Genomic DNA, 18,836 nt, shown 5'->3' with positions numbered 1-18,836 from the left:
AGAACCGATCGGCCTCTTACACGGTCTAATACGAAACGCAGCCATGAAAGGAGGCCCCATGTGACCCCTACAGAGCTCACCGTTGCCGCACAAAAAGGGGATGCCGAGGCTTTTGCGGCCTTGATGGAGATGCATCAGAGCCGACTATATCGGATCGCTTACGCCTATCTCCACAACGAAGGCGATGCGCTGGAAGCCATACAGGAGACTACCTATAGAGCATACCGCAAACTAAAAAAACTTAAAGAGCCCTCATACTTCGGCACCTGGCTAATCCGCATCCTGCTTAACTACTGTGCAGACGAACGCAAACGCAAGAATCGGTATAGCCCCGTCACGGAGATGCATGAGCCGAGCAGTTGGGATCGACCCGCGGACCCGGATCTTGCCGCCGCTGTCTCTGCACTGGACCGGGATTGCAAGCAGATTATCATTCTGAGCTATTTCGAAGGTTTCTCCTTGACTGAAACCGCTGAGATTCTCGAAATCCCCACCGGTACAGTGAAATCCCGACTTCACCGGACGCTTGGACAGCTCCGTGATCAACTAGAATCGAAAGGAGATGCATGAATCATGACCGATGAACAGAAGGCATTTGAAGAACTGGAACAACGTCTGAATGGACGCAAAGTGGAATACAATGCCATCCCGGTACCGGACGCTGCTGTGCATCAGTCTGTGCAGACCGGAATCCGCCAAGCTGCCCGCAGGCGCAGATCGCGGGTGCGCTGGTACATGAGCTCCATCTCGACAGCGGCCATTATCCTGCTGTTTACCGGATGTATCCGCGTTTCCCCCGCCTTCGCGTCCTTTGTGGAACAATGGCCTGGGATGGAAGGTATCGTCAGTATGATTCGCCAGGATAAAGGCTTACAGATGGCGATTGATCAGTCCCTGCTGCAAAAGGTTGGTATCACCGATGAACATGACGGTGCTTCCGTGACCATTGACGGTATTATCACCGACGAGTCACGCATGGTTATTTTTTATACAATGAAAGGCATGAAAGCTCTCGAGAAGGGTGAGTATGATATCGATTTGCTTGATGAGAATGGTAAAAATCTTCCTGTCGCATTTAGTTATTTTTCTCCTGGAGAGATTTCTGACATGAATATCTATGAAAATTATATTGATGTTATCTTTACCGATGAAGCTTCGCCTCCTGAAGAGTTGAGTGTAGTGTTCAAACCCAGAGATAAAGCACAGTCTGGTGAGTGGAAGGTGACATTACCGGTAGACAAGAATTTAACCAAAGGCATGAAAAAAGTCCTGCCAGTGAATCAAACCTTAACGGTAGATGGACAGCGTATTGAGGTGAAACAGGCTACGCTTTACCCGACTCGTCTCGTGCTTGATGTGACATTCGATCCGAAGAATACCAAAAAGGTATTTGGGCTTAGCGATCTTCAATTGGTTGATGAGCAAGGGCGTGCATGGAGAACAGACACAACGATGGGTGGCGATGACGAACGTTCCATCTACTTTGAGAGTATGTATTTCTCCATTCCGAAGAAGCTGACTTTACAGGGTTCTGGCCTTTCCGGATTGGAAAAAGATGAACTGGATTTCACCCTTAATTTGGAATCCGGCCGCATAACGGGAGGTCCTTCTACTATAAAGTTTATGGGAAGCGAGGTTGTGGGCAAAGACCGGATTCTGGAGTTCTCTGTTCCAGACATCAATGGCGGGTTCACTCTGGCTTTTACGGAAATAAAGGATGAGGTCGGCAAGACTTATGAAGTTCCATCCTCCAGTTGGCGTACTGAAGATGTGGATTCTTCAGGGATTACAAGCGTCCACTCTACTGTCGAAAACGGAGCCAAAATGAAAGGCGATCTGCAAATGAAGTTGAGCACGTATCCGATGAAAGTCAAAGCACCTTTTTCCCTTGAGATTCCGTTAGACAATTAATCGCTAAATAGTGACTGTGATAAACAGAAGTATTCCATATAATAGAAACATATAAGTTTAGGGTAATATTTCACCAGAAACGGAGGCTTACACATGAATACCCGTTCAATCCGCTATCCTCAGCCGCTTGCTCCGGGAGACATTATTGGGGTGGCTGCACCGTCCAGTGGTGTGGAGCAATCCCTGCATCATTATTTAGAGGAGAGCAAGCGCAATATGAAACAGCTTGGTTTCCACGTTCAGGAGAGCCGCTGGCTGCGGCAAAATATGAAATGTGTAAGTTCGTCCAAAGAGAACCGTGCCGAAGAGATGAATGCCTTTTTCCATGATCCGGGGATTCAAGCCATCATCCCGCCGTGGGGCGGGGAGTTCCTGATGGATATCCTGCCCCTGCTGGATTGGGAAGCTCTTCGGACGTTACCACCGAAATGGGTCTTGGGCTATTCGGACATCAGCACCTTTTTATTCGCCTATACCCTGCTCACAGGCACAGCTACAGCACATGGCACCAATTACGTGGACCTCAGATCCAACAAGCTTGATCCTGTGACCGCCCGCTGGATGGATGTATTACAGACTGGGCAAGGAGGGCAACTCACGCAATCCTCCTCCACTCATTACCAATCGGCCTGGAAAATAGAGTTACCCGGATTTAACCTGGATACCCCTTCCCGCTGGAAACAACTCGGTCAACCCGATGATGCGAACTCCCCTGTTACGTTCTCGGGGCGACTCATTGGCGGCTGCATGGATACGATCACCTGCCTGATCGGAACCCCCTACGCTCCGGTTGCATCGTACCTGGATCAGTATTGTGCAGATGAGGGCACGATCTGGTATATGGAGAGCTGTGAGATGAATGCTGGGGATATCTATCGCCATTTGTGGCAGATGAGGCAGGCCGGCTGGTTTGCGGGAGTGCAAGGCTTCTTGTTCGGCAGACCAGCGGGTTACTCAGATACCGGAGATTTCAACTTCACCGATGCCCTGTCCTCGGCACTGGGTGATCTGGATGTCCCTGTATTGTACGATGTGGACCTCGGTCACATTCCGCCGCAGCTCACTTTTGTGAATGGAGCACTGGGCAGAGTTGGTTATCAGGCCGGACGCGGGACACTTCAGATGTCGTTTGTGTAATCATTTTTTGTGGGCTGATGCTGATCTGAAAGAACTTATTTCGAGCAAGGAATGTACACCTTATCTGAATCCACATCAGCACAGGTCATTGACCGCATACTCCATGCCGTCAATGGCCTTATTTTTATATTTAAGTAGAAGTAACCAGGTACGGCCCAGTTGGCCAAAAAAAAGGTTGAATACAGATTGTTATGTGATATTTCGACAAAAACATTAAAGTTTCGACAAAATCTGACGATATTATTTTTGTTGTTTCTGTGACCCTGTACTCCTCCATGATCACAGATCACTACTAAAATTTTGAAGGGGAAGTCATGCATATGTTCTTTAAGTTCAAGAAAAAGGTCAGCGCTTTGCTAGTAACCGCCTTGATGTTTACTTCTGCCACTGCTGTTTACGCAGAAGAAGGCACAACTCCTCCAGGCGAAAGTGCATCACTTGTTAGTACTTCCATTACTATTCAGAGCACACGTAACCCGGCCTCAGAAACTGATCCTGTTACGTTTATGGCGGTAATCAAGAAGGGAACGTCTAATGTTTATGCTGATTCAACAGGTACGGTAACATTCAAGGATGGAGATAACCTCATTGGTAGTGCAAATGTAGTAAATGATTCGATTCCTAGTAAAGCGCTTATTTCCGTGAAAAGCCTTAGTGCTGGAGAACATCAAATTACAGCTGAGTACAGTGGGGACAGCAATTATAGCGGCAGTATTTCTGATCCAATTACACAGACGGTATCCCCTGCAGCTGCATCTCCTTCAGAACATCCAAGTGTAACGGTGGTTACCAGTTACCTGAATCCATCTCAATTTGGAAACTCGGTGACTTTTGACGTAAGTACAAAAACAGATCCACAAATATACAAAGATATTTCAGGCACCGTAGTCCTCATGGATGGTGAGACTGAATTAACTACGCTTCCGATGTCGCCAAAAGGGGTTTCTAACGGTCACTCAAGAGCATCATATACAACAAGTGATCTAAGTATCGGAAATCACCCCATTACCGCTAAATATTACGGTGACACAAGACACGGTGTAGCTGATAGTACCTCTGAGATTATGATCCAAGTTGTAGAGGGAAGTGGTGCAAGTACACCAACACCGCCAAATGGTGAAAGTACATCCCCTCCAGACGGTAGTGAAAATCTAGTTAATACGTCCGTTAATATTGAAAGCACGCGTAACCCGGCCTCAGAAGGAGAGCCTGTGTCGTTTATGGCGACAGTAAGTAGAAATTATATGGATACTTACGAAACTCCGACAGGCACGATAACATTTAAGGAAGGCGATACAGTATTAGGTACCGCCACACTAGGCACTGACGTGACTAAACCTGATCTAGCATTTTTCTCAGTAAGAAACCTTAGTGCTGGTGACCATCAGATTACTGCGGAGTATAGTGGGGACAGTCAATTTAAGGGCAGTACCTCAGCCCCGCTAACTCAAACGATATCAACTACGGCAACGTCTCCATCAGAACATCCAACGGTAACGAAGGTTACGAGTTACCTGAATCCATCCCAATTTGGAAACCCGGTGACTTTTTACGTTAAGACAGAAACAAACCCGCAAATATCCCGGGATATTGCTGGATCCGTAGTCCTTATGGATGGAGATACCGAATTAGCTACACTTGCCATGTGGCCGGATGGTGTGGCTAACGGTGTGGCAAAAGCATATTTCACAACAAGCGATCTAAGTGTCGGAGATCACCCCATTACCGCTAAATATTTCGGTGATGCCAGACACGGTGTAGCTGATAGTACCTCTGAAGTTATGGTCCAAGTTGTCAAAGGAAGCAATGGAAATGGAAATGGTACTGATAGTGGTGGTGGTGGTGGTACAACGCCATCCAGTCCGCCATCCGTTCCTAGCAGTGACAATAGCACAACATCCGGTTCATCGACTGGTACAGTAACAACGCCAACGGTGCCTGTTGATCCAAAACCGAAAAATACAACTACACCAGAAACTCCAGTATCGGAGCAACCAAGTACACCAGAAAAATCCGAGGATTACCAAGACCCTAACGATATTTTCAGAACCCGGGTTGTTAATGCAGATAGCAATGTAATCGCTGGTGTGGAGGCTAAGACGGCTGAGATCATCAGCAAAGGTGATGCCTTCGTAACACTACATTTTGGTGATGTTCAACAACACTGGGCGTTTCCGTCCATTGAAAAACTGACCAAACTGGGCGTTATCAAAGGATATCCTAATGGCGGATTTGAGCCAGATGAACAAATCACTCGTGCTGAATTTGCAGCAATGATTGATCGTGCTTTTGTAGATATGGCATCACGTAAAGTAACACTTAATGAAGAGGATTTCGCAGGATTCAGTGACATTAATAATCGCTGGTCCACCAATAACCTCAAAAAGCTGGTAGCTGTTGGAGTACTGAACGGATACGAGGACGGTACGCTCCGTCCGGAACAAACCATTTCTCGTCAGGAGATGGCCCTGATCATCACACGCGTGTTGAATTCACTCATCCTAAACATCGATACATCCAATGTACAATTTACCGATTTGGATGGAGCATTTGGTGCAGATGCCATCAAGAAGGCAGCTGCTTTGGGAATCTTCGAGGGTAAAAATGAGCAGACGTTTGACCCGAACAGCGGAGCAACACGAGCAGAAGCAATCGAAACCATTTTAAAGACTTACAGTCTGAGTCCAGCTATTAAAGAGTCATTAGAGAAATTGAAGTAATACTTCATTGTAGACATATATTCTGGATAACTCTTATTTCTATTGTATAATCACTTGACCGCTAGCGAATTATCGTTAGCGGTTTTTTCTCCGGCGCAAGATAGTGGAACACTTCAGATGTCATTGGTGTAATCACCTTTTGTAGGCAGATGCATACCTTGAAGTAAGAACTTATTTCGAGGAAGGGTTGTGCACCATGTCTGAATCCACATCCACACCGTCCGCACGCGTCGTTTATCAGGCCAATCAACCGATGCTCCAATCCGTACAAAGTGTGCGGAATATGCTTCATCATACAGCCCGGCAGTATGTGGGCCAGAAAGTACAGGTCCAAAATATCGATGGTCAGGTATGGGAAGGGGTCATCATCAGCGCAGATCGGGGAATTCTGTATCTTCAGGTTACGCCGATGCATGGATATCCTGAGCCACGCGCGTTGTTTGGACCGACCATTCTGCCCCTCGTGCTGTATGAGCTGCTGGTCATTACCCTGTTAATGTGACCTGGAGCGTATATCATGCCAAAGGCTTCGCTCCTGTACCCTTCAGGTATTGGGAACGTGGCCTTTTTGGCGCTGGAACAAGCTTTTTTTTCAAAAATGAATGGAGTAAACGGTGTACGACTTTATGTGCTCATGCGGTATGTTTCCGTGTTAACGTGTGAAATATGATACAATGGTGTCGGCCCAGGCCTTATCTCATATGAAACGGAGCAGGATCCCGTTGAAATACATCCCTCATGATCCTCCACCCCCAGCTCAGACGGGGACGGAGATCACTGAAAAGAATACGACAGAACAGTCCCGCGTGATTGCCATCTGCTTGTTGGCAGGTAAAATCATGCTGCAAAGCGGTGGTGAAACCTACCGTGTGGAAGATACGATGAAACGGATGGCCGCCGCCCTGGGGCTCCCCCATTCACATAGCTATGTTGTGCCGACAGGCATCTTTTTCTCGGTGGATGCGACCGAACCGGCCAAGCTGATCCGCATCTCTGAGCGCACAACGGATCTGGATAAGGTGTCCGAGGTAAATGCCGTCTCCCGTCGCATAGGACAAGGGGAATTAACCGTCCAGGAAGCGCACGACCTGTTATTGCAGATTGAAGGCAAGCCCTCTTCCTATTCTGCACGTGTAAAACTCCTTGCTGCGGCACTTTCGAGCGGCTGTTTTACCATTATGTTCGGCGGGGGCTGGGACGACTTCCTGCCTGCCGTGATCTGCGGGGGTATCGGTTATGCCGCAGTCATTGTTTTCCACCGACTTGTGCTGGTCAAGTTTTTCGCGGAGCTGAGCGCAGCCTTTGTCATTGGTTTGCTGGCCTTTCTACTTGTCGCCATCGGGGCAGGACATGAACGCGACAAAATCATTATCGGCTCGGTCATGCCGCTGGTGCCAGGACTCCTGATTACCAACGCTGTGCGTGACCTGATGGCCGGACATCTGGTGTCCGGGTTATCCAAGGGAGCCGAGGCGTTTCTGACTGCGTTTGCCATTGGTACAGGCATTGCGGTTGTATTTTCACTTTTTACGTAAGACGGAGGAATGCAGGTTATGCTTCATTTTATAGAACAGGCTCTGACCAGCTTTGTCGCTTCGGCTGCGTTTGGAATTATATTTAATGCACCCCGCCGCATGTTGCTTCACGGCGGTTTCGTTGGCATGATTGGCTGGCTCATTTATGTTGTGCTCGAATACGCGGCAGATGCCGTTCCCGCTACGCTTGCAGCTACCATTGCGGTGGGTGTCATCAGCCAGATGTTCTCCCGCCTGTTCCGGGCACCGGTCATTATCTTCAGCGTCGCTGGCATCATTCCACTGGTCCCTGGTGGTCTCGCGTACAACGCCATGCGCAGCTTTGTGCAAAATGACTACAGTGCAGCCATGGAGATGGCTGCCAAGGCGTTAATGTTATCCGGGGCCATCGCTGTCGGGCTGGTGTTGTCTGAAGTTCTGAATCAGATGATACGCCGCTTGCCTGGGGCGTTAAGGGCAAAATCATAATGAATTACGTTCCTTTTCATACATCAGACGTTCACTAAGAAAGCCCGTTACGTGCAGGATAAACCTGAACCATAACGGGCCTTTTAGCATGCCATTGTTTGGGGCTGTATGTCTTTTGCTAATCCTATTACTTTACGAACGTATTCTTCACCCGCACTGATTTCAGAAAATACGGAATAAAGATACAGCATGTCAGTATGGATCGTATGGTTAAATTCCGTGCTGGTGTGGTATCAAACCCGTTTAGCGCTCCTGGAATCTCGGCCTGTCCAATCATGATCCATGTTCCGATCCCGGCAAGCACGTTAGCAATGTACAGCGTGATCATCATGCGGGGAAACTGCCTTTTTTTCATATACAACAGAACCAGATTTACAATGACAATGATCAGAAGAATGACGTTACTTATGATGCCAAACCACAGGAGAGGGTTCATGACTTGATAATACAGATCCTTTTCCGTATCGCTGATCAGTCCCCATTTTGCCGGATCCATAATAACAGCGACCTGGGACAAATCCACGATCAGAAGCAGCAGCGAAGCAAATAAGCCAATCTGAATTAAAATGAGCCATCCACCCAATCCGGAAATCCCAGGCAGCTCCACTCTGGCTCCCGGTTCAGAAAACAGTGAACTTGTATCGACCTGGGTCATTCTTTCTCTATCTCCCATCTCATCCTCCTTTCAAACAAGTAAAACGTACATTATACCTTATAATCCATATTTTGTATTGCCAGCGTTGAAAAAACAGAACATCTCCGGCCCTATTGTGCCGCACGTCTCATTACCGTTGCGAACATATCTGCCGCGTTTCCACTGCCCGAGCGCATGTAATGTTCCGCATCCGTATGGTCAAACCCCATCCAGACGGCTGCAGTCCACTTGCTCGTGTATCCGACAAACCACAGATCCCGATTACCGTCTCTCCCGACTCCAGGCACAGCTGCCTGTGTCGTCCCCGTTTTTCCCGCTACCTGATCATGGCTCAGCTGCGCCCGACTGCCTGTTCCCTGGCTGACCACATTTCGCAACATCTTCGTCATGGCATTCGCTGTACTGGATGCAATCACTTGCTTGTTTTCCGGTTTATGCGCATAAATGATCTGTCCATCTGCGTCCGTAATCTCACGAATCAGATGTGCCGTATTGTACTTGCCATCATTGGCAAATACGGAATAGGCCTGGGCCATTTTGAGCGGGGATATCCCCTTATGTACGCCTCCCAGTGCAATCGAGAGGTTGAGATCTTCCTGACCCAGTTCAATTCCTAACCTGCCGGCAAACACATGTGCTGCTTCCAGCCCTGTCTGTTTAAGCAGCCATACTGCCGGGGCATTAATGGACTTCTGAAGTGCCAGCGACATGCTGACTGAACCTCTGTACTGTCCTCCCAAATTGCTAGGTTGATAGCTGCCATAGGATATTCGTTTGTCAGGTAACATGCTTTCCGGGCTGAAGCGTCCGGATTCCAGAGCCGGGCCGTACGCAATAATAGGCTTAAATGCCGAACCGGGCTGCCTGGCATCCTTGATTGCCCGGTTGATGCCACCTGTCACAGGGTCACGTCCACCCATCATCGCTTTCACTTCACCATTATGCTGATCCACAATGACCATACTCGCCTGTACTTGTTGGTCCTCACGATCGTCCGTAAACCGCGAAGTTTCACGGAATGTCTCCTCCATGGCAAGCTGTGCCTGACTGTCGAGACCAGTGTGAATAGTCCAACCGGCGGATTGAATCTCTGTTTCACGCTTGCCCGTGAGACGAGCGGCTTCCTGTATCACGGCATCGACCGCAGATATATAATCCGGCTTATTATATTCGCCTGCAGCAGACATGCCTGCTGCAGGCGGCGTATAGTCTACCTGGCGCGCTTCCAGCATTTGCCCTTTGGTAACAAGTCCCTGTTCATGCATCAGCGTAAGGATGACGGATCGCCTTTGCTTGGACCGTTCATAATCATCCACCGGATTGTATATGGAAGGTCCCTTTGGAATTCCCGCCAAGGTAGCAATCTGCCATAGTTCAAGCTGATGCAGATCTTCATTGCCGAAGTAGCGCCAGGCAGCTGCTTTCACACCATACTGCTGACGTCCCATATAGATATGATTCAGATACATCTCCAGCAGTTCATCCTTGTTAAATCTCTTTTCAAGGGAAAGGGCAATCGACATTTCATTCACCTTGCGTACCAGCGTTTTCTCTCCGTTTAAATATAGGTTTCTGGCTAACTGCTGTGTAATGGAGCTTCCTCCCTGACTCCAATCCATGTGAATGACATCCTGCGCGACGGCCCGGCCAATACCGATATAATCCAACCCGTCATGATCATAAAAGCGGCGATCTTCCGTAGCCAAGAACGCCTGTACCAACAAATCCGGCATGTCCTCCAGGTCCGCATATTCTGTGAACCCTTTGGACTGCGTACGAAATCTTGTAATTTCAGCTCCCGCCGCATCTTTAATAACCGTCGAAGAGACTTTTGTTATCACCTCCGGATTATTGCGGAGCACAGCTTCGCCGTAAGTAACGATATAGATACAACCCATGACGAATAAAACAACGATAACCACCGATACATCAAATACTCGATAGATTCCCTGCTTAATTCGAAATCTCAACATTCCTGCTCCTTGCCTGCCTGCTCTCCTGAAACAGGATATTCCTGTGATTTCAGATGCACGGACTCAAGCGCATGCTGTAACAGCAATGTCTGTTCATAGGCCAGCCTAACCCAATGCTGATTCTCCGCTTGGTCCCGACAGTGTCCTCCCATAATCTCCTCCAGAGCTGAACGAACGCCGTACAGCGTGAGCTTGATCGGCAGATCAGCTTGCATGGAACCCCACTCCAATCGTTCTCCTTCCGGCATCTCTTCAGAAAGCTGACTCAGACTTGGAATATTCCCGGACAGTTGTGCCAAACATTCATGATCCCGTAACTTCCCCGCGTGCATGCGATGCGCAATTTCATTCAGATTGACGGCAATCTGCCTCAGCTCTCCACCATTTAACACCTCAATCGGAGCCGGCACCTGTCCGAAGGCCAACTCTTGTGTTCCTGCTGCAATCCGGTTCATATCATCCGAGATTTTTTGGGAACGAATCCAGAAAAACAAGGCAAACAAGGCTCCTCCGATTAATATCACGAGCGGCCTTGTTCCGACATGGTTGATTCCCCAGTGGATGAAACGAGTCACCCATGTCGATTCAGACCAGATGTGATGGTAAGCAAAACGTGACATGTGGGAAACGACAAACAGGAGCACGGCGCTAAGCAGCGCACTTGCTCCACAAATGTATATGTATCTTGATCTGACTGTACGTAATGAACCTCTCATATTCGGTCTCCTCCTCCATTGTGTAGATCCTCTGTGGATTGAGGTTAAGCTTACCGAATACTTCTTAATAAGGAAGTGGTCAACTCCTTATCATTTTCTTAACAAACGCCGCTTCTGTTACCTGTTACCATTCCTCCGCATCATGGTGAACGGAAGCAGGAGCCAGCGGGAAACGGGTCACAAAATCCGTTCTGCCGTTCTCGCTGTATGCAGCTATACTGCCATGATGCAATTCTATCATGGATTTTGCAATGGCCAGGCCAAGCCCCGTTCCACCCGTGTCGCGTGAGCGGGATTTGTCGACCCGATAGAACCTTTCAAATAAACGGGGCAGATCCTGTGCCGGAATGGGTTCACCATAATTACTGATACGTACCACGGCTTCTCCCTGATCAAGGGACAGTGCAATTTCCACCACTTTTCCCTGCGCCCCATACCGGATCGCATTGCTGAACAGATTCTCGTACGCACGGACAAGCTCACCCGGAGCTGCCATAATCCACAGCGGCTCTTGACCGCCAATGAATTTGTACGTCATGCCCGCTTCTTCCAGCATTGGAGCAAACTCTTCGGCCAGCTGCATCAGGAACGGATTCAGATTGAGAGGTGTCAGAGACAATGGGAGGCTTCCACCACTGACTCGTGTATATTCAAACAAATCGTCGATCAGCTTCCTTAATGTTAATGACTTCTCATATGCAATGCTGACGTAATAACGCATCTCAATCTCGTCCTGATACCTGTCCTTCTCGATGTACTCCAGAAAACCAAGAATGGAAGTCAGCGGCGTTCTCAGATCGTGAGAGATCCCCGTGATCAGATCATTTTTGGCAGCTACCGCATTTCGCTCTTCCTGCAGTGACTGCTGCAATTGCTCGGCCATCTGATTGATGCTGGAAGCAACAACACCAAATTCATCCGAGGTCTTCACCTCGATCCGATGAGCCAATTCGCCTTTGGCCACTTCCTGAATTCCAGCCGTAATCTCGTCCAGGACCAGCATCACCCTGCGTGTAAACAGGAAAAAGAACAGCACAAAAGCAAGTACGCCGATCAAAATCATCAGCGGAACAGAACCAATATGGTTAATCAGCCACCGGACTGCCCTGGCCGGAATGGAGTAATTGGGATAAGTCTGGGCTGCCAAGATGGATTGCACAACCTTGCCGCCACCATACAGAATAGCCGCCGTCAGAACCCCACTCAGCAGAAATGCATAGATAAATTTCCAACGGACCGTATGAATTAACTTTGAATTCATCTTCATGACTCCCTGCGAATACGCTTTAACTGCTTATCTATTGTGGCGTTGTGTTAATGTATTATTGTTATGGTTTAATCATTTTATAGCCTACGCCCCACACCGTTTGAATAAATTTCGGATGTTTGCTGTCGATTTCGATCTTCTCCCGAATCTTCCGGATATGAACCATCACCGTATTATTCGATTCCATAAATTCTTCTTTCCACACCTGTCTGTAAATCTGCTCCATGCTTAAAACAGAGCCTTGATGACGTGCAAGCAGCTCCAGCACGGCAAACTCACGGGGAGTCAGACGAACAGGCTGCTCATCCACCCAGACTTCATGCGTATCGGTATTAATGACGAGATCATCGATAACCCACTCATGCTCCTTTTGCTCCCGCCCTTCATTAAACGTATGGTACCTGCGAAGCTGGGATTTGGCCCTGGCGACGAGTTCAAGGGGATTAAACGGCTTGGTCACATAGTCATCTGCACCGATGCTCAGCCCCGTTATTTTATCGATATCCATGCTTTTGGCGGAGAGCATAATGATCGGCATCTTCTGCTCTTCCCTAATCTTCATGCAAGCTTCAATCCCATCCATATTCGGCATCATGACATCCAGGATAATCAGATCGATCGGCTCTCGCTTCAATTGTTCAAGCGCCTCGATCCCGTCACTCGCCGTAAGAACCCGGTAACCTTCATTGCCAAAATAAATCTCCATCAGTTTAATAATATCCTGCTCGTCATCCACAAGCAGAATGGTAGCTGGCTGTGCCACGGCATTATTCCTTTCGATTCCATGAATCATTGATTCTTCAAATTATACCACCGGGGAATGAATCTGCGAAAATCATCATGATCTTCCCGGACAAGCTCAATCTTGTCCACCATATCATCCGTCTCTTCCGGCTTCACCTACTGAATCCAGCATGGAAGACACAAGTGCCATTGCAGTGTACAGAGAATACAACCTCCAGAACAGCTCGTCGGGCTCGCCACCACCAAAGTAACCCTGGATCTGTCCCATCGAATATGGGATGCTCGTCTCAGATGCAAATAGGCCCAGCTTTGGGCAGCGAATCCCAGCTTCTTTATCCCTTCAAAATAGGCTCGATCTCCGTTGCCTGATGCAACTCAGGAACGTTCTGAAGCATTTCTATTAACGCATGATATGTAAGATTCTGTTTCAACCCTGAGCCTCCGTTGTTAACGAATAGTATCGTCAGTCAGTTGCTCCTTTAACCTTTGCCTGAACCGGATTGTACGCTTCTATGTATTCTATCAGATCGATACTCCTTCAGGCAGCACCGAGAATATCAATATGTTAACTATTTAAGCAATGGGACCTTCGTCTCTCTTCCCGTTAAGGTTAGCATCGTATACAATTGTCCTCTGTCATGATAAACATGCCCCATAATCTCGAGCAGCCACTCCAGACGACTATAGGATGCTCCCCAGTAGGAATCAGTCACCTTAAGCAGTTCCTCTGTATTGAACTGCCTGTACCGTTGATACAGATACATCTGATTCTCAATCAGTGCCTGCTTGATCTCACTTAGGGTTTGGGGTTGATTTTCTTCGTAAAACGAAGCCATCTCCTCTTCCGATGCCCCTTCCGATATGTACACATCCGCACGACAGATCATCGACAGATGAGAGAGCAGTTCACCAACCGGGGGCTCGCCCTCAATTGGAGTCAACGTCAAATCCTGTTCGGACAGCTGATCACAGATATCTATCAATGACGTCACAGCCACATCAATATGTTTAAATGCGGATTGAATCACCCGATATCACTTCCTTTTCATCCCATTATACAGAACATATGATCGTATTTCAACCAAGATCATACCCCCTATATATAAACAAGCTATGCACCAAAACCAACATTCACGAACAAAAAAAGTCCCTCCTCCATCATATTGACGGAATCAGGGACGTTTTGTTGCTTATATACGTTCAAACCGGGCCTTAACTCGAGTATAACGAACAATACGTTTGATCGAACCTTCCGGCAAACAAGTCAGATTTACGAATGAAGAATTGCAGTTCCCCGCAGTCCCACCATTGAAAGCCGATGGCATCGTGAGTATCTATTTTCAGAAGCAGCAAGGTATTATCAAGTTCCTGCCGTGTACGTTCCGGATCTCCACCATAATGTGCGGTCAGTTTGTTTTCACACTTTTGTTCATCATACTCGTATTCCTCTCCGAGCACGATCTGTAACAGGGCTTGATGCTCTGCATCCGGGTGTTGACCGTCAGGGTATCCAAACATGCCACCCCAGTTTTGGGTACTCGGGTGATTCCAGTCCGATTCAAATTCAAGATATCGTTCATACAGCCCACCTTCCGGGTCTGCAGTGTCGTTCTCGCCCGTCTGCTGTACAGATAATGCATTCAGCGCCTGGGCATCAACGTAAGCGTATGTAGGAAACTCCAGATTAGGCAGTACCGTTACGGCATGTGCAACCAATTCTGTTTCCAGAGCGGTATCACCGTCAGGCTCACGTCTAGTCAAGTTATGAGAATCGGGTTCATAGATCACATGGTGTTCAATATTATAAGCTGGCTCATCCACTCCGATGAAAAAGTACAGCATCCCTCGCTCAGGCAAGCTCACGCGTCCATCATTCGGGGTATAAGGAAGCAAGTCCACGAGATTCAGTTGGGCAAGAAAAGTCATCGGCACACCCTCCTGTGTCAGGGGCCATTGGATGTGCTCAGGCAGGTCCGGATTCCCTCCCACACGTGAATTTCCCGTTCGGCGGTATTCATCGAGTGTCGATACATCAAGCCGGATCCCCCAGCGGCTTGAGGACACCAATAAATCAGCGGCAGTGCCCAATCCATACTCCTCAAGCGTCTTGCGGGCTTTTCTGGTCAGACGTTCACATTGTTCAGGTTTAATCATTCAGATCCTCTCCTTCAGCCAATACATCTATGGTGAGACATATTCACGTTCACACCTGTATATTCTTCCGTCCCGACTTCTTTCCCTGCTTGAGGTTAAAAAAAGAGACCCACAGAAGCATCTGTCGGTCTCTTAACCCCTACCTTTCTTAACGAATCCGATCGGACGGATCACGCTGGAATGCCCGAATGTGCTCTTCGCCATCAAGAAACTCATGAGCCTGATGCGCAGCCATCACACCATGGTAGCTAATATCCAGTCCCAGTTCTTCCTCTTCTTCCGTGGAACGAACCGGAACCATTTTGCCAATGAGCTTCAGTCCGAGCCATGTCATGACAAAGCCCCAGATGACAAGCGCAGCGAGCCCAAGTGCCTGAACACCGAGCAGCCTCCATCCGCCACCCATGAATAATCCACCATCTGTGGCAAACAGCCCTACGGCAATCGTGCCCCACATCCCGGATGCAGCATGGACCGGGAAAGCACCGACCGGATCATCGATCTGACGACGGTCAAGCCAATTCGTTGCTGCCATCATGAGCAGTCCGGAAACCGCCCCGATAAATATCGCAGCAACATCGCCTACAAAAGCACAGCCTGCGGTAATGCCGACCAGACCAGCAAGGGACCCATTAATGACCGATGGCGCATCTGAACGCTTGAAGCGGAACAGCGTGTATAACAGCGTAACCGCTCCACCCGAGGCAGCCGATAACATGGTGACTAATGCAATATGACCAATTCTAGCATCGGTGGCACTCAGCGTGCTCCCTGCATTGAAACCGAACCAGCCAAACCACAGCAGAAATGCACCTACAGAGGCAAGCGGCAGGTTGCTCGGAAGGGCAATCGCACTTACGCCATGTGGAGTGTATTTGCCTTTGCGTGGACCGATAATGATCGCTGCAGCCAAGGCCGAGAACCCGCCGAGCGCATGAATGACAGCCGATCCGGCAAAATCCTGCATGCCCAGCTTACTGAGCCAGCCGCCGCCCCATGCCCAGTGACCACCAATTGGGTATATAATCGCAGTCATCAAGATGATGTACAAAAGATAGGCCCGGAAGTTGATCCGTTCAGCCACAGCACCTGACACGATGGATATTACAGCAATCGTGAACGCAGCCTGGAACAGCCAAAACGTTTCAAGCGATACAGGCACATCGATATGAGACAAATCGCCATTCAGGAAAAATCCCGTAACCCCGGCAAAACCTCCGGCATCAGAACCGTACATCAAGCCGAATCCGACGGCATAAAACAGTAATGTGCCTATCGTAATGTCGGCAAAAACCTTCATAATAATGTTCACACTATTTTTATAGCGTACAAACCCGGCCTCCAGCAGGGCGAATCCACCCTCCATCAATAATATCATGGCCGCGCTCAGTACAACCCAGACCGTATCGATCCCGGAGCTTAACGTCTCCAAAGTCATGCTTGTACATCCTCCGTTTCACTAAGCTGTCTGATCTCACGGATCGTATCGGGCGGAAGCTCGATCTCGTCCCTTTCCTTGCTGTGAGGGTGCTCAATTCGTTCAACGATCCGATCCAACTCACGAATGCGGCGGCGGATCTGCTCCATCTTGCGAAAACGTTCCTTCACCTGAACCATATACTCCACCGCCTGGTGATGAGAAGCAGGACGTCCTGCAAACCACTTGCGTACCGTCGACATAGATTGATAGGCCACTTCTTCCGCACGCTTCTTTTGCTCAAATTGTTCAATTTTATGTTTGAGAGTTTCAATCTCATTTTCTTTTTTGACCTTCAGCCGTTCGATAAGGTACAATAAATCGGACGATGATATTTGCAATGCTGTATGGTGATACACCTCGTCGATTACTAACATATCATGTCAGGACTCCTCACATATCAAGTTACTTGTTACCGATTATAGTTTGCCGTGGTCTACCCGTCAATCTTTTTTTGGAGATCGCTGTTTTTCTAAACAGGTCGTTCCTGATGAACGGCTTTATTTCTGTTTTAATAAGTTCGTTTAACAATGTCCATTTGCTCACATTCGCAATTTCCATTCCAATCCTCTATGCTTAAGTTCAAGTTTCCGCATTTCGTTTCGGCACCGGATTGCTCAGTGGATTGATTTTACAAGCTATCACGAAGAGCGCCATCTCGGACAAATCAGGGAGATCCTGCAGAAGCTTGGGGTTTTAAGAACGGTTCACATCCTCAATAGAACATAAAAAAACCTCCAATCCACGTCAACGTGAATTGGAGGTTTTCAGTTAGTAGGGTTCATTAGCAATTGATTCCTGATCATAGCTCATGGCCTAGTTACAGCAAATTTACGTTATTTTTTTGCCCAGAATCGCCAAATCCCGGTTTACGCCGTCCAACACAGCCACTTCCGGATAGTACCCCCATTGCTCGAAGCCATGCTTACGCAGCAAACCAAGACTTGGTTCATTATGTCCAAAGACAAATCCCAGGATCGTCGTAATTCCCAGCGCAGGACATGCAGCAAAAATCGTGTTCAGCAAGCGTCCTCCAGCCCCGATTCCCCGGCATTGCTGATCAACGTACACACTCACTTCCACTGTACCGTTGTATGCAGGACGCCCGTAAAATGAGCTCAAGCTGGCCCAGGCCACAACTTGTCCTTCATGCCTCATCACCCAGAGCGGACGATGGTCCGGCGAATGCTCTTCAAACCACGGAATGCGCTGCTCTACCGTCACCGGCTCCAGATCTGCTGTCACCATCCGGCTCTCAATTGTGGAGTTATAAATTTCCACAATCCTTGGCAAGTCATCCCGAGATGCATATTCAATCTGTACACCATCCAGCTTCATGTCTACTCCCCCATTGTTCCAGATCAAACTCCAGTATGACGAATATTATAACGGAGAAGGGAAGCAGGCGTCATCCCCCAAACATTCCTATGTGAGCAGTCTTCTCTATTGCGAAGGAAGGTATTTCTCTTTGAAAATTGGACTTAGTTCACTCCATACATCAAATTGATTACCATCCAAATCAAAGAAAACAAAATTCCTTCCGGAATGACCTCTGTTTTCAACTGCCCCCACTCTAATATGTTTATCACTAAAATCTTTATGTATTGCTTCTAGAGCCTGTATTCCATTCACTTCAAAAGTGATAGAAAAACGCTCAACTCCGTTTACATCAATAAAATTGGAGCTTTGATCTTCTTTAGATCTGATAAGGAAAATACTCTGGTTGGCAAAATTAAGAATGGCTTTGTCTTCGTCTTTGTAGTTTAACTCTGCCTCCAATTTGTCTACATACCATTGAGAAGAAAGTTCTACATTTGAAACCGGGATATACGTAGTTCCTACCCTTAATAATTTATTATTCATCCTATTTGCCTCCTTTAATGACTTGAATACATTTATTATCCAACACGGACAACAAACACAATCCCGTTCTGTGTCACACGAAGAAATACTCCAGTTAGAAAAGGAATACCACCATTAGAACATATGTTTCTAATTATTGTAAATAACATTTGTACAAAATTAGAATATTGATACAATTTTCCGCCTTCATTCGACATTAACTAGTCCTGTTCGCGG

Annotated in this window: 19 protein-coding genes; 7 read left to right on the top strand and 12 right to left on the bottom strand. The window is 47.8% G+C overall.

All coding sequences use genetic code 11. The features are described from left to right. The first annotated feature begins 60 nt into the window (after positions 1–60). From HP552_RS26425 to HP552_RS26395, 7 genes are all read left to right on the top strand, one after another. Positions 61–570: an RNA polymerase sigma factor gene (locus HP552_RS26425; protein ID WP_312884346.1), complete on the top strand. Its 510-nt coding sequence runs from the start codon at positions 61–63 to the stop codon at positions 568–570. A gap of 3 nt (positions 571–573) precedes the next feature. After that, positions 574–1,911: a DUF4179 domain-containing protein gene (locus HP552_RS26420; protein WP_175398329.1), complete on the top strand. Its 1,338-nt coding sequence runs from the start codon at positions 574–576 to the stop codon at positions 1,909–1,911. Positions 1,912–2,004: 93 nt separating this feature from the next. Beyond that, positions 2,005–3,048 carry a S66 family peptidase gene (locus tag HP552_RS26415; protein ID WP_175398328.1) on the top strand — a complete coding sequence of 348 codons (1,044 nt, stop codon included), beginning with the start codon at positions 2,005–2,007 and terminating at the stop codon, positions 3,046–3,048. A gap of 320 nt (positions 3,049–3,368) precedes the next feature. Beyond that, the gene (locus tag HP552_RS26410) at positions 3,369–5,768 is read left to right on the top strand and encodes an Ig-like domain repeat protein (RefSeq protein ID WP_175398327.1); all 2,400 of its coding nucleotides are present in this window, start codon (positions 3,369–3,371) and stop codon (positions 5,766–5,768) included. Positions 5,769–5,964: 196 nt separating this feature from the next. Then, positions 5,965–6,270, top strand: coding sequence for a hypothetical protein (locus HP552_RS26405; RefSeq protein ID WP_095289295.1), 306 nt, complete (start codon positions 5,965–5,967; stop codon positions 6,268–6,270). Between the two features lie 271 nt (positions 6,271–6,541). Beyond that, complete coding sequence (locus tag HP552_RS26400) at positions 6,542–7,303, top strand: threonine/serine exporter family protein (RefSeq protein WP_312884351.1); 762 nt, start codon at positions 6,542–6,544, stop codon at positions 7,301–7,303. Between the two features lie 18 nt (positions 7,304–7,321). Continuing rightward, the gene (locus tag HP552_RS26395) at positions 7,322–7,771 is read left to right on the top strand and encodes a threonine/serine exporter family protein (RefSeq protein WP_175398325.1); all 450 of its coding nucleotides are present in this window, start codon (positions 7,322–7,324) and stop codon (positions 7,769–7,771) included. Positions 7,772–7,898: 127 nt separating this feature from the next. On the opposite strand, the gene HP552_RS26390 is transcribed toward HP552_RS26395, so the two are convergent. From HP552_RS26390 to HP552_RS26340, 12 genes are all read right to left on the bottom strand, one after another. Further along, positions 7,899–8,444: a DUF2569 domain-containing protein gene (locus tag HP552_RS26390; RefSeq protein WP_175398324.1), complete on the bottom strand. Its 546-nt coding sequence runs from the start codon at positions 8,442–8,444 to the stop codon at positions 7,899–7,901. 92 nt (positions 8,445–8,536) lie between these two features. Next, positions 8,537–10,399, bottom strand: a complete 1,863-nt coding sequence (locus HP552_RS26385) for a transglycosylase domain-containing protein (RefSeq protein WP_175398323.1) — start codon at positions 10,397–10,399, stop codon at positions 8,537–8,539. Next, positions 10,393–11,115: a HAMP domain-containing protein gene (locus tag HP552_RS26380; RefSeq protein WP_175398322.1), complete on the bottom strand. Its 723-nt coding sequence runs from the start codon at positions 11,113–11,115 to the stop codon at positions 10,393–10,395. The genes HP552_RS26385 and HP552_RS26380 overlap by 7 nt, the downstream gene beginning before the upstream one ends. Positions 11,116–11,239: 124 nt before the next feature. Continuing rightward, on the bottom strand, positions 11,240–12,376 hold the full coding sequence (locus HP552_RS26375; protein WP_175398321.1) for a sensor histidine kinase: 1,137 nt from the start codon (positions 12,374–12,376) through the stop codon (positions 11,240–11,242). Positions 12,377–12,443: 67 nt separating this feature from the next. Further along, positions 12,444–13,175: a response regulator transcription factor gene (locus HP552_RS26370; protein WP_175398320.1), complete on the bottom strand. Its 732-nt coding sequence runs from the start codon at positions 13,173–13,175 to the stop codon at positions 12,444–12,446. An 84-nt stretch (positions 13,176–13,259) separates the two neighbouring features. Then, positions 13,260–13,394 (bottom strand): hypothetical protein, encoded by a 135-nt coding sequence (locus HP552_RS35485; RefSeq protein ID WP_281366158.1) that lies wholly within the window; start codon positions 13,392–13,394, stop codon positions 13,260–13,262. Positions 13,395–13,695: 301 nt separating this feature from the next. After that, complete coding sequence (locus tag HP552_RS26365) at positions 13,696–14,154, bottom strand: DinB family protein (RefSeq protein ID WP_175398319.1); 459 nt, start codon at positions 14,152–14,154, stop codon at positions 13,696–13,698. Between the two features lie 184 nt (positions 14,155–14,338). Then, entirely contained in the window at positions 14,339–15,280 is a 942-nt protein-coding gene (locus HP552_RS26360) for a DUF1963 domain-containing protein (RefSeq protein ID WP_175398318.1), read from the bottom strand. 148 nt (positions 15,281–15,428) lie between these two features. Continuing rightward, entirely contained in the window at positions 15,429–16,718 is a 1,290-nt protein-coding gene (locus HP552_RS26355) for an ammonium transporter (RefSeq protein WP_175398317.1), read from the bottom strand. Next, positions 16,715–17,134, bottom strand: a complete 420-nt coding sequence (locus HP552_RS26350; RefSeq protein ID WP_175398316.1) for a hypothetical protein — start codon at positions 17,132–17,134, stop codon at positions 16,715–16,717. The genes HP552_RS26355 and HP552_RS26350 overlap by 4 nt, the downstream gene beginning before the upstream one ends. A 454-nt stretch (positions 17,135–17,588) precedes the next feature. Then, positions 17,589–18,095, bottom strand: coding sequence for a GNAT family N-acetyltransferase (locus HP552_RS26345; protein WP_175398315.1), 507 nt, complete (start codon positions 18,093–18,095; stop codon positions 17,589–17,591). A gap of 105 nt (positions 18,096–18,200) precedes the next feature. Next, entirely contained in the window at positions 18,201–18,620 is a 420-nt protein-coding gene (locus HP552_RS26340) for a VOC family protein (protein WP_175398314.1), read from the bottom strand. Between the last annotated feature and the right edge of the window lie 216 nt (positions 18,621–18,836).

Origin of the sequence: Paenibacillus xylanilyticus, assembly GCF_013359935.1 — a bacterium.
In the GTDB taxonomy this organism is placed as follows: Bacteria; Bacillota; Bacilli; order Paenibacillales; family Paenibacillaceae; genus Paenibacillus; species Paenibacillus xylanilyticus.
The sequence above is the reverse complement of the archived record's forward strand: the minus strand, read 5'-3'. Positions and strand labels throughout refer to the sequence as shown.